The 16,315-nt window shown below is 49.9% G+C and carries 14 protein-coding genes; 11 read left to right on the top strand and 3 right to left on the bottom strand.

Features of this window, described 5'->3' with window-relative positions:
- Positions 1–347: 347 nt before the first annotated feature.
- The 6 genes from rpsT (at position 348) to lpxH (ending at position 7,135) form a co-directional block, all read left to right on the top strand.
- A complete protein-coding gene (gene rpsT, locus ACTHSA_RS06520; RefSeq protein WP_002212556.1) occupies positions 348–611 on the top strand; it encodes a 30S ribosomal protein S20 in 264 nt (87 codons plus the stop codon).
- A 168-nt stretch (positions 612–779) separates the two neighbouring features.
- Complete coding sequence (locus ACTHSA_RS06515) at positions 780–1,919, top strand: phospholipase A (protein WP_070625057.1); 1,140 nt, start codon at positions 780–782, stop codon at positions 1,917–1,919.
- A 152-nt stretch (positions 1,920–2,071) separates the two neighbouring features.
- Positions 2,072–2,773 (top strand): DUF502 domain-containing protein, encoded by a 702-nt coding sequence (locus ACTHSA_RS06510; RefSeq protein ID WP_070625058.1) that lies wholly within the window; start codon positions 2,072–2,074, stop codon positions 2,771–2,773.
- Positions 2,774–2,838: 65 nt separating this feature from the next.
- Entirely contained in the window at positions 2,839–4,647 is a 1,809-nt protein-coding gene (gene aspS / locus ACTHSA_RS06505; protein WP_070625059.1) for an aspartate--tRNA ligase, read from the top strand.
- 239 nt (positions 4,648–4,886) lie between these two features.
- Entirely contained in the window at positions 4,887–6,272 is a 1,386-nt protein-coding gene (locus ACTHSA_RS06500) for a PIG-L deacetylase family protein (RefSeq protein ID WP_070625060.1), read from the top strand.
- A 152-nt stretch (positions 6,273–6,424) separates the two neighbouring features.
- Positions 6,425–7,135: a UDP-2,3-diacylglucosamine diphosphatase gene (gene lpxH, locus ACTHSA_RS06495; protein ID WP_210386326.1), complete on the top strand. Its 711-nt coding sequence runs from the start codon at positions 6,425–6,427 to the stop codon at positions 7,133–7,135.
- A gap of 71 nt (positions 7,136–7,206) precedes the next feature.
- Here lpxH and serB read toward each other — a convergent pair whose 3' ends face one another.
- The gene (gene serB, locus ACTHSA_RS06490; RefSeq protein ID WP_083307453.1) at positions 7,207–8,037 is read right to left on the bottom strand and encodes a phosphoserine phosphatase SerB; all 831 of its coding nucleotides are present in this window, start codon (positions 8,035–8,037) and stop codon (positions 7,207–7,209) included.
- A gap of 1,122 nt (positions 8,038–9,159) precedes the next feature.
- On the opposite strand from serB, the gene argC reads away from it, so the two are divergent.
- Complete coding sequence (gene argC / locus ACTHSA_RS06485) at positions 9,160–10,206, top strand: N-acetyl-gamma-glutamyl-phosphate reductase (protein ID WP_070625062.1); 1,047 nt, start codon at positions 9,160–9,162, stop codon at positions 10,204–10,206.
- Between the two features lie 76 nt (positions 10,207–10,282).
- On the opposite strand, the gene ACTHSA_RS06480 is transcribed toward argC, so the two are convergent.
- The gene (locus tag ACTHSA_RS06480; protein ID WP_003680156.1) at positions 10,283–10,558 is read right to left on the bottom strand and encodes a hypothetical protein; all 276 of its coding nucleotides are present in this window, start codon (positions 10,556–10,558) and stop codon (positions 10,283–10,285) included.
- 261 nt (positions 10,559–10,819) lie between these two features.
- Between ACTHSA_RS06480 and ACTHSA_RS06475 the strand changes: the two genes are divergently transcribed.
- From ACTHSA_RS06475 to ACTHSA_RS06465, 3 genes are all read left to right on the top strand, one after another.
- Positions 10,820–11,506: a S24 family peptidase gene (locus ACTHSA_RS06475; RefSeq protein ID WP_004518834.1), complete on the top strand. Its 687-nt coding sequence runs from the start codon at positions 10,820–10,822 to the stop codon at positions 11,504–11,506.
- A 132-nt stretch (positions 11,507–11,638) separates the two neighbouring features.
- Positions 11,639–11,977 carry an iron-sulfur cluster insertion protein ErpA gene (gene erpA / locus ACTHSA_RS06470; RefSeq protein ID WP_003680162.1) on the top strand — a complete coding sequence of 113 codons (339 nt, stop codon included), beginning with the start codon at positions 11,639–11,641 and terminating at the stop codon, positions 11,975–11,977.
- A gap of 335 nt (positions 11,978–12,312) precedes the next feature.
- Positions 12,313–12,987 carry a hypothetical protein gene (locus ACTHSA_RS06465; RefSeq protein ID WP_004518836.1) on the top strand — a complete coding sequence of 225 codons (675 nt, stop codon included), beginning with the start codon at positions 12,313–12,315 and terminating at the stop codon, positions 12,985–12,987.
- Positions 12,988–13,067: 80 nt separating this feature from the next.
- On the opposite strand, the gene ACTHSA_RS06460 is transcribed toward ACTHSA_RS06465, so the two are convergent.
- Positions 13,068–15,257, bottom strand: coding sequence for a primosomal protein N' (locus ACTHSA_RS06460; protein ID WP_004518837.1), 2,190 nt, complete (start codon positions 15,255–15,257; stop codon positions 13,068–13,070).
- A gap of 135 nt (positions 15,258–15,392) precedes the next feature.
- Between ACTHSA_RS06460 and ACTHSA_RS06455 the strand changes: the two genes are divergently transcribed.
- A complete protein-coding gene (locus ACTHSA_RS06455; RefSeq protein ID WP_004518838.1) occupies positions 15,393–16,184 on the top strand; it encodes a DsbC family protein in 792 nt (263 codons plus the stop codon).
- The last annotated feature ends 131 nt before the right edge of the window (positions 16,185–16,315 follow it).

The raw sequence follows: 16,315 nt of genomic DNA, 5'->3' as shown, positions 1-16,315 counted from the left end.
GATCTATCAACCATCTGAGGGTGGTATCAGATTGATGGGGTGAAGGTGCCCCATCAACCATTAAATCCGTATACCCTAAATAAGAAACCCTGCACCCCATAAACACCCCGGCGCAAAGTTAGGCTATTGTAATGGAAACGTAAGCAAACGCAAAGCAATATCCATCTGATTTTTATTGAAATAAGGCAAAGCAATATCATCTTTTTCCCAAAAGCGTTGCACCGGCTGTCGTTTTTGGGCAAAATACGGCTGATTTGCGCACGTTTATAGAGAAAAAACTTGCATACAAGGAAATCTGTCTTTAAAATTGCGCGTTTACAGAATTTATTTTTCAGGAGATATTCAATATGGCAAACAGCGCACAAGCCCGCAAACGTGCCCGCCAGTCGGTTAAACAACGCGCCCACAACGCCAGCCTGCGTACTGCATTCCGTACCGCTGTGAAAAAAGTGTTGAAAGCAGTTGAAGCCGGCGACAAAGCTGCTGCTCAAGCAGTTTACCAAGAATCCGTTAAAGTCATCGACCGTATCGCTGACAAAGGCGTATTCCACAAAAACAAAGCAGCCCGTCACAAAAGCCGTCTGTCTGCTAAAGTAAAAGCTTTGGCTTAATACTGATGCAGATGCTGGAAGTCCTGATAACCAAAGCAGGATAATCGAGCTGATACGATGCCCCTGAGGTCCTGCCTTTCAGGGGCATTGCCGTATTCACCGCCCAAACCAACTAAATAAAACCATTTACCCTTTCATCAGGCCGTCTGAAAAACAACGGAAACTCTCATGACCAAGATGTTGAAACATTCCCTAAGTATCGGATTCATTGCCGCAGCCCCGCTGGCCACCGCCGATACCGCCCTACACTGCACCACCATTCAAGACAACGCCACCCGTTTGGCGTGTTACGACAACATCTACTCGGCGCAACTCCCCCCTCAATTCCCACTGCCGCAAGCGCAAACCGAAACCGCCAAAACACCAGTTGACCTCGAACAAAGCGTCCGCAAGAGCATCGAGAAAAAAGAAGCGGCCATCGTATTCGACAACCCTACCCATCCGAATATTTCAGACGACGTATTAAGCGAAACTACCGACAGCTACACACCTTTAAGCCTGATGTACGATTTGGATAAAAACGACACACGCGGCCTGTTGAGCGTACGCGAGCACAACCCTATGTACCTCATGCCCGTTTGGTACAACAGCAGCCCCAACTACCACCCGGAATCCCCCAGTCGTGGCGTAACCACGCAGGAAAAATTCAGCGAGCAAAAACGCCTTGAAACCAAAATGCAGGTTTCCTTCAAAAGCAAGATTGCCGAAGATTTATTCAAAACCCGTGCCGACGTATGGTTTGGCTACACCCAAAAATCCGACTGGCAAATCTTCAACCAAGGCCGCAAATCCGCTCCGTTCCGCAATACCGACTACGAGCCTGAAATCTTCATTACCCAACCCGTTAAAGCAGACCTGCCTTTCGGCGGCAAACTGCGTATGGTTGGCGCAGGTTTTGTTCACCAGTCCAATGGTCAAAGCCGCCCCGAATCACGCTCATGGAACCGGGTTTACGCCATGGCCGGTATGGAATGGGGCAAGCTGACCGTCATCCCTAGAGTTTGGATGCGCGCCTTCGACCAAAAAGGGGATGACGATGACAATCCGGACATCAACAAATACATGGGCTACGGCGACTTGAAAGTCCAATACCGTTTCAACGATAAGCAAAATGTTTATTCCGTCCTGCGTTACAACCCGAAAAGCGGACGCGGTGCCGTTGAAGCGGCCTATACTTTCCCCATCAAAGGCAAACTCAAAGGCGTTGTCCGCGGCTTCCACGGCTACGGCGAAAGTCTGATTGACTACAACCACAAACAAAACGGCATCGGCTTCGGCCTGATGTTCAACGACTGGGACGGCATCTAAATGCCCCCATATTGTTTCAGACGGCCTATGCAATCAAGGCGGCTGTCTGAAACAATAAAACAAAACAAGCCATTCGTTTAAAATACTCGTTTCCTAGCGCCCAAACGCGTATAATGTAAAGTTTGGGCAAAACTTGCCGGAATGAAACAAAGATGACAGAAGCCGCAGCCGAAAGCGGAAAAATCGCCAAGGCTTTAAAGAAATACCTGATTACAGGCGTGCTGGTTTGGTTGCCGATTGCCGTAACCATCTGGGCGATGAGCTACATCATCTCCGCCGCCGACAGACTGATCAACCTATTGCCGGAAAGCTGGCAGCCCCAGCATTTCTGGGGATTCAACATTCCCGGCTTGGGCATCGTCGCCGCCACAGTCGTCTTGTTCGTTACCGGCGTATTCGCCGCCAACGTATTGGGTAGACGGATTCTCGGTGCATGGGACAGCCTTTTAGGACGCATTCCCGTCGTCAAATCCATCTACTCCAGCGTTAAAAAAGTTTCCGAATCCCTGCTCTCTGACAGCAGCCGCTCGTTCAAAACCCCCGTACTGGTTCCCTTTCCGCAACCGGGCATTTGGACGATAGCCTTTGTTTCCGGCCATATTCCCGCCAAACTCAAAGGCAGCCTGCCGCAAGATGACGACTATATTTCCGTTTACGTCCCAACCACGCCCAACCCGACCGGCGGCTATTACATCATGGTGAAAAAAAGCGACGTGCGCGAGCTGGACATGAGCGTGGATCAGGCATTGAAATATGTGATTTCACTGGGCATGGTCATGCCAGACGACTTGCCGGTTAAAGCCCTACCTGCCCAAAAACCGTCTAAAGACGGTGATACCGAACACAACAATTAAGGTCTTCTTTTTTTCAGACGGCCTTTCCTTCTTTTTCAAATTGAACAATATAAAAAGGTGATTTTATGCGTACCAACTATTGCGGCCTTATCAGCGAGCAATACTTAGACCAAACCGTTACCGTCAAAGGCTGGGTACACCGCCGACGCGACCACGGCGGTGTGATTTTTATTGACCTGCGCGACCGCGAAGGCATCGTTCAAGTCGTTATCGACCCTGACACTCCGGAAGCATTTGCCGCTGCCGACTCTTCCCGCAACGAATACGTTTTGAGCATTACCGGCCGCGTACGCAATCGTCCAGAAGGTACAACCAACGACAAAATGATTTCCGGCAAAATCGAAATCCTTGCCAAAGAAATCGAAGTCTTGAACGCTGCTGCTACGCCTCCGTTCCAAATTGACGATGAAAACATCAGCGAAAACGTGCGCCTGACCAACCGCGTTATCGACTTGCGCCGTCCTACCATGCAACGCAACCTGCGCCTGCGTTATCAAGTGGCCATGGGCGTTCGCCGTTATCTGGACGCGCAAGGCTTCATCGACATCGAAACCCCGATGCTGACCCGCTCCACTCCGGAAGGCGCGCGCGACTACCTCGTGCCAAGCCGCGTTCATCCGGGTGAATTCTTCGCTCTGCCGCAATCTCCGCAATTGTTCAAACAATTGCTGATGGTTGCCGGTTTCGACCGTTACTACCAAATCACCAAATGTTTCCGTGACGAAGACTTGCGTGCCGACCGTCAACCTGAATTTACCCAAATCGACTTGGAAACCTCGTTCTTGAACGAGGATGAAATCATGGACATCACTGAAGGCATGGCCAAACAAGTCTTCAAAGATGCTTTGAACGTAGATTTGGGCGACTTCCCACGCATGCCTTACTCTGAAGCCATGTTCTACTACGGCTCTGACAAACCGGATATGCGCATCAACTTGAAATTCACCGAGTTGACCGACCTAATGAAGACCGAAGAATTCAAAGTCTTCCGTGGTGCAGCCGACATGAAAGGCGGCCGTGTAGTCGCTCTGCGCGTACCTAACGGCGCGAAATTCAGCCGCAAAGAAATCGACGAATATACTAAATTTGTCGGCATCTACGGCGCGAAAGGTCTGGCATACATCAAAGTAAACGATGTGAGCAACCTCTCCAACGGCGAAGACAGCGGCCTACAATCTCCAATCGTCAAATTCCTGTCTGAAAACGCCCTGAAAGAAATCATTGCGCGTACCGGCGCGCAAAACGGCGACATCATCTTCTTCGGCGCAGACAAAGCCAAAGTCGTGAACGAAGCCATCGGCGCGCTGCGTATCAAAGTCGGCTTGGAACACGGCAAAGACAACGGCTACTTCGTAGACGAATGGAAACCTTTGTGGGTTGTCGATTTCCCAATGTTCGAATACGACGAAGAAGCCGACCGCTACGTTGCCGTACACCATCCGTTTACCGCGCCTAAAGAAGGTCATGAAGACCTGATGGTTTCCGACCCGGCAAACTGTTTGGCCCGTGCCTACGACATGGTGTTGAACGGCTGGGAAATCGGCGGCGGCTCTATCCGTATCCACCGCGCAGACGTACAAGAGAAAGTGTTTGCCGCGCTGAAAATCAGCCCTGAAGAACAACAAGAGAAATTCGGCTTCCTCTTGGACAACCTGAAATTCGGTGCGCCTCCTCACGGCGGCCTTGCATTCGGCCTCGACCGTCTGGTTACCCTGATGACTGGTGCGGAATCCATCCGCGACGTGATTGCCTTCCCAAAAACACAACGTGCACAATGTCTGCTGACCAATGCACCTAATGTGGTCGACGACAAACAACTTCGCGAGTTAAGCCTACGTCTGCGTCAGAAAGCAGTTGAAACAAAAGAAGCATAATTTACCGGCTTAACCTTTAAAATATCAAGGCCGTCTGAAATTTTTGAAATTTCTTTCAAATTTTTCAGACGGCCTTTCTACATTTTGGTCGTTTATATATAATCAACCCGCAAACTGTTTTATTTTAAATGTTCACTTTAATGACGTTAGAGTATGAAAAACAACCGTTTGTAAGAAAAACAAACAAATAAGCTCCACAAGCACTATCATGACTGTTACAACAATAAAGGAACCAAACAATGTTTCTGATACTGACGGGGCTGATACTGACTTTTTTTATTTTGTTGTTTATTATTACTTCAATTATTCACAAAAAACAGTTTGCCTATAACACACACCAAGACTATAACTATCCCTCCCTTCCCTCTACCGCGCATGCTACCCTCAAAGGCGGCAGCCTAACCTTGCCCGCCACTGTCAGCGGACAGGATACCGTCATTGCCAAAATCCGCATCAAGTCCAACTGGATGGGACTGTTGTTCTTGCCTTTTGTCGAAACCATTTCATCCAAAGGCAAATGGAAGCAATATTTCGAATACGGCGCAAAAGGCGTGCGCTATATCAATCTGAGCGACACCTTCTCCGACAGCGACAAAACTGTCCGCTTGGAAGGCAAATACCTGTCCTTGCCCGACCAAGAAATCGAACTCTCTGTTTATCCACGTGAAAACCTAGACGGCAAAAAAATCCTTGTCCTCGCGCCTCATGCTGACGATGCCGAACTCAGCGCATACGGTTTGTACGAAAAACACGCGGCCAATTCAATGATCTGCACTTTAACCGCCAGCGAAGGCGGCAGCTTTCACTATGGCAATCTTTACAGCACATGCGACTGCGATACTCAGGCACAATATCTGCAAAAAGGCCGGATGCGCGTTTGGAACAGCCTGACCGTTCCCCTTTTGGCCGGCGTGCCGTCTGAAAACATCCTGCAACTGGGCTACTTCGACAGCACATTGACCGCCATGCGCCAAAATCCGGAAAAAGAGATTAAATCGACCAAAATCGATACAGCCGATGTCGATATTTTTCGCCGTGCCAATACCTCCTCATTGGCGAAGCACCTCAAACCCGGCTCGACTTGGACCAGCTTAGTGGATAACCTTGGCTATCTGATAGAAACGTTCCAGCCGGATATTATCGTATCGCCGTCCCCCAATATTGATGCGCATCCCGACCACCAACATACTGCGCTGGCCGCCATCGAAGCCCTACGCAAAATCGATTACCGCCGTGGCAATCTGTTTTTACACACCATACATTATCTGAGCGACGACTTCCCTATCGGCAAAGTAGGTTCCTCCCTCAGCCTGCCGCCATCCTCCGAGCAACCGTTTTACTTCCAAAGCATCTATTCCCATCCTTTGGATAAAGAAGAGCAAAACCGCAAACTCCTCGCCCTTGACGCCATGAACGACATCCGCCCTAATTCAGACGGCTATATGCGTTGGAGTACCATGATATTCAAAGGCCTAAACAAACTGCGACACCACGTCCTCCATCTCGACAAAGACTTGGTCAACCGCTTTGTCCGTAGCAACGAATTCTTCTATACCGTCCCCATCAGCGACTTGTACCAAGAAGATACGCTGAAACAAATCACTTATCAGGGCAAAGCCCAATAAACCAAAAGGCCGTCTGAAAAGATGTTTCAGACGGCCTTTATCACACCAAATCAAAACAATAAAATCACTACATTACAAACGAAAAACACCAAGCCCAAATCCAAACGCGGCAACCCAAGTTATAATAAAACCCTTCCCATACGCCCCACATCATCATGCCGATTTACTTCATCGCCGATTTGCACCTGAGCGAATCCCATCCTCAGCTGACCGCACTCTTCCAAAAATTTATGCAAGAAAAAGCCGTCCACGCCCAAGCCGTATACATTCTTGGCGACCTTTTCGATTTTTGGATCGGCGATGACGAAAACAGCCCTTTGGTTCAAACCATCAAACAAACTATCCGCGGCCTGACCGAGCGCGGCATCGCCTGCTATTTTATCCATGGCAACCGCGACTTCCTCATCGGCAAAACCTTCGCCCGCGATACCGGCATGACCTTACTGCCCGAGTACGCTGTGATCGACCTGTTCGGCACACCCACCCTACTCTGTCACGGCGACACCCTTTGCACCGACGACCATTCTTATCAAAAATTCCGCCGTACCGTCCATCAAAAATGGCTGCAACGCCTGTTCCTGCTTTTGCCGCTCACACTCCGGCTAAACATCGCCACCAAAATCCGCAAGCAGAGTAAACAGGACAAACAACACAAAACCGCCGACATCATGGATGTCAATCCGGCCTTTACCCACGAAACCGTCCAACGCTTCCACACGCCCCTGCTCATCCACGGCCATACCCACCGCGAAAACATCCACCGCAACGCCGATTACACCCGTATCGTACTCGGCGACTGGCGCGACAATTACGCCTCCATTCTCGAAGTCGATGCCGAAGGTTACCGTTTTATCGCCTTATAAAACATCAGGCCGTCTGAAAACCGGTTTCCCGATTGTTCAGACGGCCTGACTGACAAACATCCTCAAACCGTTTACGCAAACCAACCGCGTATCCGTTCCAAACCACCAAAGCGCACACACGCATCCGCATTCGCTTCAGTTTTCGGTTTCGCCCGATAAGCAATGCCGAATCCCGCCTCCCGTATCATCGGAATATCATTCGCACCATCACCCATCGCCACCACCTGCCACGGAGCCAAACCCAGACGCTCACGGTATTCACGCAACAAATCCGCCTTAGCCTGCGCATCGATAATCCGCCCTTTCAGACGGCCTGTCAGCTTGCCGTTTTCCACTTCCAATACATTTGCAAAATGGAAATCCAAGCCCAAACGCCGTTGCAGGCGTTCCGTAAAGAACGTAAATCCACCCGACACCAGCATAAACTTCATATCATTCCGTTTACACTCTTCCAACAAAAATTCCGCGCCCGGCGACAGCTGCAACACATTCTCGTACACTTCCTCCAACACGCGCTCGTCCAAACCGGCCAGCAAAGCCACACGCTTACGCAAAGACTGCTCAAAGTCCAGCTCGCCGCGCATCGACTGCTCCGTAATTGCAGCCACCTCATCCTTCAGCCCGACACCGGCCGCAATCTCATCCACACACTCAATCGTAATCAGCGTCGAATCCATATCGCTGACAATCAGTCCCAAATCAGCAAAAGCCACATCCGGCAATACTGCGCCATCTATCTGCTGCGCAATCAACGCCGCACGCATCTCGTCCGTCAATTCAAAATCATCATCAACCGGCACACGCAACACCGACTTCCCTGATGGCGCAGACACCAAACCGCCAAACACCGACCAGTCGCACGCGCCCAAATCCCCATGTTGCAACACCAAAACCTTCTTCATCTCTTTCTCCTCATACCCCAAAAGCTTTGCAAAAAAATCTGGTACACATTCAGCTTAAAACAACAAAACCATATTTTTGCAAAGGCCTTAAAAAACCAAAACAGCATTATAGCCGAACAACCCCGGCAATTTTCAGACGGCCTATAACAATTCAGCTCAAGCTACCAATACCAATCCCAGCATCAACTAACCAAGCAATTACTTAAAAATTTGATTTTAGGCAAGCCGACTAAAAATTTTTGCCAGTAACAGGCAACTTGTGTTGATTTTTCTTACAGTTTCGATATAGTTACTTATAGCTAGTTTGGCACTACTCCTTATATCTAGCTTTCATTGCATTACCACCTCCATTCGTTGCCAACGGCTCCCCTTCCGATGGCAACCTTTTTTTGGCCCGATGGTTTAACAATATCAAAATTGAATGAAATAAATGATTTGTAAATTTATATTTAAAAACAAACCCTTCCTCATCGGCGCACGCATTTCATGCCTTTCAGCTATTTTATCAATCAGTTTGAAGAAGGCCTCACTTTAGCTCAACTCGGTTAGTTAGAAGGTTTCAGCTTCCCCCCCGACCGACTCAATCAATATTGCCATGTACACACACATCAGAGTAATGCTCAGAGTATGGCTGCTCCCAATCACTGATACCTGCCGTTTTAATTGTTCTTAGCCTATCCTCTATTACCATTATCTCAGGATTCGATCCCTATCTGATAGCTCGCTGAATTTGAATGAAAAAATTATTTAACCGTTAAAATGTGCAAAACGCTTGCTTTCAATCCTAACAAGGGATATAGTACCAAGTAACTAGTTCTTGTTGATGAGAGCTACTCCTTGGATACTTGCCTCCGGTCCTCCAACCCGGGGGCATTTTTTTACATTTTTATTGTGTATTCGTATGGATAGGATAAAGACGAAACACCCACCACAAATCAAACCGCAAACTGCGTTTTCCAAACGCTCAGGCCGTCTGAAATCCTCTCTCCAATATCGTTAATCCCATATTTCAGACGGCCTGTTTAGCCCTCTATTGCAAAGCTTGGCACAAGCACCGCTGACCGACGGCAATTAATTACTATATAATCAAACGCATTGTTACCCCTACAAAGGAGCCACACCATGACCACAAAAATTAAAATTGGTATCGTCGGTGCAACCGGTTACACAGGCGTTGAATTGTTACGCCTGCTCAGCAGCCACCCCAACGTAGAAGTCACTGCCGTCACCAGCCGAAGCGAAGCCGGTATTGCGGTTGCCGACTACTTCCCCAGCCTGCGCAGCATTTACGACCTTGCATTCCAAACGCCCGAGGATGCCGGACTTGACCGCTGCGACCTTGTGTTCTTCGCCACACCCAACGGCGTGGCCATGAAAGAAGCACCGTCCCTTGTCGAAAAAGGCGTACGCGTGATTGACCTGTCTGCCGACTTCCGCATCCGCAACATCCCAACATGGGAACAATGGTACAAAATGACCCATGCCGCGCCGCAACTCGTTTCCCAAGCAGTGTACGGTTTGTGCGAACTTTACAAAGACGACATCGCCAAAGCCATGCTGGTGGCCAACCCAGGCTGCTACCCTACCTGCGTTTCCCTGCCCTTATTGCCGCTGCTTCAGGCTGGCCGTCTGAAAGCCAACGCGCCTCTGATTGCCGACTGTAAATCCGGTGTTTCCGGTGCAGGCCGAAAAGCCAGTACCCATGCCCTGTTGTGCGAAGCAGGCGATAACTTCAAAGCCTACGGCGTCAGCGGCCACCGCCATCTGCCTGAAATCCGACAAACCCTGTCTGGGCTGCAAGACCATGTTTCAGACGGCCTGATTTTCGTGCCACACCTTGTTCCGATGATACGCGGCATGCACGCCACCCTGTATCTGCACCTGCAAGAACATACCGATCCTGAAGCCTTACTGCGCGAATACTACCGCGACAGTCCTTTTGTCGATATCCTGCCTTCAGGTTCGACACCTGAAACCCGCAGCGTGCGCGGCGCCAACCTTTGTCGTATCAGCGTTCAAAAAGCGCCCGAACAAGACGATGTGTGGATTGTTCTTTCCGTCATCGACAACTTGGTCAAAGGCGCAGCCGGTCAAGCCGTGCAGAATATGAACATCATGTTCGGCCTACCCGAAACCACCGGCCTGACTAATGCACCATTGATGCCTTAAGCCATCATTATTAAAAACACAAGGCCGTCTGAAACTTTGATCATTCAGACGGCCTTTATCGATTCATTCACAAACATCACTCATACACTACGCCGGCAAGCATTTCTTCTTCATTCAAGTTGCCGTACTGTTGCTCCCAATCGTGGGTAGCCTCCACCATATCGCATTCTTTGGCAAAAGCCAGCAGCCTGCCGTCCATCTGATCCAGACTCAAGCTGCCCAAGCGTTCGCATTCCGAAGCCGTCAGATTACCGTCCGCCTCATGCGCCTCCGAAGATCCGAAAGGCAGAGCAAAAAAACCCAGTACCAACGCCAGCAGCACCCAAAAAGTATTTTTACGCGAACGAGTCATTTCACACCTCTCATCATAATCATATAGCAGGTTTAAATCAGAAAAACTAAACCAAATAAAATTAAACTAAGAAAAATCGAACAGAAATTTAGAAATATCGATTTATCTAAGACAAAACGAATAATACTAAGAAAAAATAGAATATGCAATACTTTTTCTTAGATGAAGTAATTTTTTTCTTACAATTTTATAAAAACTAAGGTAAAATACACTCAAATCGTCCAAACCATATAAAAAACATACCTCCACAAAGGCATAAACATGGATACCTTTAAAGACCGCCTGGCTTTCTTATGGAAAGATGAAGCCCGCCAAGCCAAAATTGCCGCCGACATCGATATGACCATCGCCGGATTCAGCCGTATCTGGAACGAAGGAGGCCTGCCGAAATCGGAAACGCTAAAAAAAATCAAACAACTTAAAGGCTGCAGCATAGACTGGCTTTTAACAGGCGAAGGTTCTCCCTTCCCTGATTCCGAAGCCCCAAAGGCCACAGCAACCGACACACTAGGCAACCCTGTCGATATAGACGAATTTGTCTTCGTACCGCGTTACGACATCCAGGCCGCGGCCGGACACGGCCAGCTCGTCGGCGATGAGCAACCCATATTCGCCATGGCGTTCCGACGCTATTGGATTGAAAATTATGTAACGCGAGACATCAAAAACCTTTCCGTTATCTCAGTCAAAGGCGACTCGATGGAAGGCGTGCTGAATGATGGCGACACCATCCTCATCAACCACGGCCAAACCACGCCGCGCGACGGCCTCTATGTTTTACGCCTCAATGAAAACCTTTTGGTCAAACGCCTGCAACTGATACCCGGTGGCATCGTCAACGTCATTTCTGCCAACGAAGCCTACCCTACTTTTGAAATCGACTTGAAAAACCCGACCGACGACGTTGCCATCATCGGCCGTGTAGAATGGTTTGGCAGAAGCATCTAAATCTGACATACTGGTGCTTGAAATTTCTGCCATGCCCTCCATGTAAGCTGGCAGACCCTGTCTGCACAAACTTGCCTTGGCTAACGGTTTGAGCGACAATAGTAAAAATATTCATATAAAAGGAATCACATCATGTCAGACGAAAGCCCTATTATCTTTACTGACAGCTGCTGCACCAAAGTTGCCGACCTGATCGCCGAAGAGAACAATCCCGATTTGAAATTGCGCGTATTCGTCAACGGCGGCGGTTGCTCCGGCTTCCAATATGGTTTTACCTTTGATGAAATCAAAAACGACGACGATTTCGAAATCCAAAAAAACGGCCTGACGTTCTTGGTCGACCCGATGAGCTACCAATATCTGGTTGGTGCAGAAATCGACTACACCGAAAGCCTGCAAGGTTCTCAATTCGTCATCCGCAATCCGAATGCCGAAACAACTTGCGGTTGCGGCTCGTCCTTCTCCGTATAAATAATCCGTTTCTTCATGAAAAACAGGCCGTCTGTATCTTCAGACGGCCTTTTGTGTGAATTTATTTTAAACAATATTGGATTTATCTTATAATAATAATATCGGGCGTGAATATTTACTCTACAATAGACATAACATTGGACATGCATATTGCCATATAAATAAAAAATCATTGTCCAGCCGATTAACGACACAAAGGCACCCCCTATCCGGTCTGCCTAAGACTGCGGCCTCTGTTTTTGCCTGCATCGCAAGCCAAAACAGCTCAAACACAATAACAAAACCTCAGACCCAACCCATTTGGTTGATGCAGTCGAAATATTCATGGGATATCAATGAGCAAACAAGAAAAATTTTTCGACGTATACGTTTCCTATCCGCCGAACACGGATAGGGAGCGCATCCATGCCTGCCTGTATGACAACCTGCCTGAAAACGAAGTCGAGAGTCTGATTCAAGCTTTGGCCGAGCGTCCGCAAGCTATTGTGGCCGAGAAATGCACCCAAGACGAGCGCGAAAATGCGCAGCATTACTTCAGCTATTTAGGTTTGGACGTAATCGTCCGTCAGGCTATGGAGTTGGAAGCGGTTGAAGAAGAACCCGTGTTGGCAGTCAACACGCCCGACCCTATCCAATGCCCAGTCTGCATGACGATTATCGACGAACTCGACGCACAGGAATGTAAAACCTGCCACTTTGATTTGACAGAAAAAAATGAGCTGGCCATCCAGCGCAAGCGCATTGAATGGCAGGAAAAAATCTCTTTCGAGCATAAAAAACAAACCGAAATTGCCCACAAGCTCAAATATGAACGCGAGCAGGAAGAGAAAAAGCTGCGCAAGAAAATCCGTGCTGAATTGGAATCCCAACTACGCGAAGAGTTAGGCCAAAATCCTGAGCTGGCCGCACTTGCAGCAAGGAAGAAAACACAGTTTCTGCTTACAATGGCTATCGTATTCGCCGTTTTGAGTCTGCTTGCACTCGGCTATATCGCTGCAAAATTCTTCTAAACTGATTCCAAAACTTAAGGCCGTCTGAAAAACAGATTTTCAGACGGCCTTTTATTTCTATATTGATTGAATCATTTCAATCAAGCCTCTTGCACATCAACGTCCACCGACCATCGGATTTTGCCGTCCCTGTTTTGCTGTAACACTTGTACCCACAAACTCACGGCGCGATGCAAATCTTGTCGAGATGTCGATTCGAGGAAAACTTGCGCACGTTCGCGTTCGGCAAGGCGCACCATCAGCATGGGGGCGGCGCCGAACTGGGAGACGCTTTCAGGCAAAAGCGGAGCAATGGTTTCTTTGGCGGCGTTGAGAAACTCCATCGCATCGGCAACGCGCGGCGCGTCGGCGCGGACGGCAGTCTGGAAACCGAAGGGCGGCATGGCGAACATTTGTCGCTCGTTCAATTCGTTTTCGGCAAACACGGCGTAGTCCTGCGCTTTGACGGCGGCGAAGACGGGATGTTCGGGCAGTTGGGTCTGTATCAACACCTTGCCGGGTTTGTCGGCGCGCCCCGCCCTGCCGGACACCTGCATCAGCTCGGCGAACAGCCTTTCCGGCGCGCGGAAATCCGCGCTGTATAGACTGCCGTCGGCGTTTAACACGATAACAAGGTTGAGTCGCGCGAAATCATGACCTTTGGCGAGCATCTGCGTGCCGACCAGAATATCGATTTCGTTGTCGGCGATGCGGCGGTACAAATCCGCCCAGTCATTTTTGTGCGCGGTGCTGTCCCTGTCGACGCGGACGACGGCGGCCTTGGGCAGGAAGGCGCGCAGGGTTTCTTCGACGCGCTGCGTGCCGTGGCCGACGGCGGTCAGGTCTTGGTTGCCGCAGTCGGGGCATTTGAATGGGATGGGTTCGCGGTGGTCGCAGTGGTGGCAGCGCAGTTGGCGGGCGCGTTGGTGCAGCACCATCTTGGCGGAGCAGTTCGGGCAGCCGAAGGTATGGCCGCAGTCGCCGCAAAACAGCGCGGGCGCGAAGCCGCGCCGGTTGAGGTACACCAGCGACATGCCGCCTGCTTCAAAGTTCTGTTTCAAAAGCTGCAAGGCTTGCGGCGAGAAGCCGTTGTCGAGTTTCAGACGACCTACGTTGAGGATGTCTACTTGCGGCAGTTGCGCAGTGGTATGGGCGCGTTCGGTCAGTTGCAGCAGGCGGTACGCGCCGCTTTGCGCCTTGTGCCAGCTCTCCAAGCTGGGCGTGGCGCTGCCCAAGACGACGGGACAGCCGCTCTGCTTCGCCCGCCACACCGCCAAATCGCGGGCGTGGTAGCGTAATTCGTTGTCCTGTTTGAACGAGCCGTCGTGTTCCTCATCGACCACAATCAGCCCGACATCATCCATCGGTGTGAACACCGCCAGCCGCGTGCCGATGACCAATTTCGCCTGTCCCAACATCGCGCGCAGATAATCCTGCGTGCGTTTGCCTGCCGCCATTTGGCTGTGCAACACAGCGGTCGGCACATCGGCAAAACGGTCTTCCACCCGCTTCAAAAGCTGCGGCGTGAGGTTGATTTCGGGCAACAGAAACAACACCTGCCGCCCCTGCGCCAACACTTTCGCCATCGCATCGAAATATACCTCGGTCTTGCCGCTGCCGGTGATGCCGTACAGCAAAAACGGCTGAAATTTACCGAAGGCCGTCTGAATTTCATCGGAAGCCTTCTGCTGGTCAGCATTTAATACAAATTCAGAGTGCGAAGCCTGCCCATTGCACGACCTTAAAACGGGTTTCGCCGCTTCCATAGTTTCAATCCAACCCTGTTCCGCCCAATCTTCAATTAATTTCGCCGCCTGCGCGTTCACCTGCTTCAACGCCGCCATCGTCATCCCGCCCGACAGCAGCGCGTCCCACAAAGCCGCTTTTTTGTTGAACCGAGACGGCGGCGGCGTTTGCGCCCTACCCGCTTCGTTCAAAGCGTAAAACAACGGCGGCTGCGGCATTTCCACCACGCGCGTTTCCTTCAAACCTTGCGGCAATGCGGCAAACACCGCCTGCCCGGTCGGATAGTGGTAATAACGCGACGTAAATGCCAACAAATCACGCCAGCTTTGAGGCAACGGCTTTTCTTCCATAAAGGCCGTCTGAACACTCAAAATCCGCGCCGTATCCATATCCGGCGCAATATCCGTTTCCCACACAACCCCAACAACGGTTTTATTGCGGAAAGGCACAAGCACCCGCGTTCCCGGAGGAAGCGGCTCGGAATAGGAATACGTCAAAAGGCCGTCTGAAAGCGGCACGTTTACGGCAATACGGTGGTAGATCATACAAACAATCAAATCATTTTTTCGTATTTTAACAGCCGAAAGCTATTTTCAGACGATAATTTGAGCCTTAGTACAATGCAGACATGACAGAGGTTTGATACAATGCCTTACTTTCAACACACGCAAGTCTCTCGCATGAAAACCAAGTTAATCAAAATCTTAACGCCGTTTGCCGTCCTTCCTTTGTTGGCATGCGGTCAACCTGCCGTATCCAACGCCAATGCGGCGCCTGCTCCGGCCGCCAAAGCGGAAGCGCCTGCCGACAAATCCGTTGCCGCTTCTTTGAAAGCGCGTCTGGAAAAAGTCTATGCCGCCCAAGATTTGAAAGTTTTGAGCGTCAGTGAAACACCGATTAAAGGCATTTATGAAGTTGTCGTCAGCGGCAAACAAATCATCTATACCGATGCTAAAGGCGACTATATGCTCGTTGGCGACCTCATCAACGTCAATACGCGCCAAAGCATGACTGAAGAACGCGCCGCCGATTTGAACAAAATCGACTTCGCTTCCCTGCCTTTGGATAAAGCCATCAAAGAAGTACGCGGCAACGGCAAACTGAAAGTCGCTGTTTTCTCCGATCCGGACTGCCCGTACTGCAAACGCTTGGAGCATGAGTTTGAAAAAATGACCGACATCACGATTTATACATTCATGATGCCGATTCCGAGCCTGCACCCTGATGCCGCGCGCAAAGCCGAGCTGTTGTGGTGTCAACCTAATCCGACCCAGGCATGGATCGACTGGATGCGCAAAGGCAAACTCCCAAGCGGCAAAGCAAACTGCGAAAACCCTGTTGCAGAAACCACTTCATTGGGCGAACAATTCGGCTTCAACGGCACACCGACCGTGGTCTTCCCTAACGGCCGCAGCCAAAGCGGTTACAGCCCTATGCCTCACCTCAAAGAAATTATCGAGAAAAACCAGTAATACAGGGTTTAATCTCCATAAAGGACGCTTTACGCGTCCTTTTTTCATGTCACCCGCCATCAACTGCCTTCAGACGGCCTCGATACTGACAAGTACAAAAAAGGACGTGTCCAACACGTCCTTTTTTCTCT

Source organism: Neisseria sp. P0008.S002, from assembly GCF_051962805.1.
In the GTDB taxonomy this organism is placed as follows: Bacteria; Pseudomonadota; Gammaproteobacteria; order Burkholderiales; family Neisseriaceae; genus Neisseria; species Neisseria perflava.
Note: the sequence above shows the minus strand (reverse complement) of the source record. Positions and strands in the feature narration are given on the sequence as shown.

Excerpts from the sequence above, each read along its gene's own strand:
- ACTHSA_RS06465 (WP_004518836.1), top strand. The coding sequence starts at position 12,313 with ATGAGCAAACAAGAAAAATTTTTCGACGTATACGTTTCCTATCCGCCG.
- ACTHSA_RS06455 (WP_004518838.1), top strand. The coding sequence starts at position 15,393 with ATGAAAACCAAGTTAATCAAAATCTTAACGCCGTTTGCCGTCCTTCCT.
- erpA (WP_003680162.1), top strand. The coding sequence starts at position 11,639 with ATGTCAGACGAAAGCCCTATTATCTTTACTGACAGCTGCTGCACCAAA.
- ACTHSA_RS06515 (WP_070625057.1), top strand. The coding sequence starts at position 780 with ATGACCAAGATGTTGAAACATTCCCTAAGTATCGGATTCATTGCCGCA.
- ACTHSA_RS06475 (WP_004518834.1), top strand. The coding sequence starts at position 10,820 with ATGGATACCTTTAAAGACCGCCTGGCTTTCTTATGGAAAGATGAAGCC.
- ACTHSA_RS06500 (WP_070625060.1), top strand. The coding sequence starts at position 4,887 with ATGTTTCTGATACTGACGGGGCTGATACTGACTTTTTTTATTTTGTTG.
- ACTHSA_RS06460 (WP_004518837.1), bottom strand. The coding sequence starts at position 15,257 with ATGATCTACCACCGTATTGCCGTAAACGTGCCGCTTTCAGACGGCCTT.
- ACTHSA_RS06510 (WP_070625058.1), top strand. The coding sequence starts at position 2,072 with ATGACAGAAGCCGCAGCCGAAAGCGGAAAAATCGCCAAGGCTTTAAAG.
- ACTHSA_RS06480 (WP_003680156.1), bottom strand. The coding sequence starts at position 10,558 with ATGACTCGTTCGCGTAAAAATACTTTTTGGGTGCTGCTGGCGTTGGTA.
- serB (WP_083307453.1), bottom strand. The coding sequence starts at position 8,037 with ATGAAGAAGGTTTTGGTGTTGCAACATGGGGATTTGGGCGCGTGCGAC.
- rpsT (WP_002212556.1), top strand. The coding sequence starts at position 348 with ATGGCAAACAGCGCACAAGCCCGCAAACGTGCCCGCCAGTCGGTTAAA.
- aspS (WP_070625059.1), top strand. The coding sequence starts at position 2,839 with ATGCGTACCAACTATTGCGGCCTTATCAGCGAGCAATACTTAGACCAA.
- argC (WP_070625062.1), top strand. The coding sequence starts at position 9,160 with ATGACCACAAAAATTAAAATTGGTATCGTCGGTGCAACCGGTTACACA.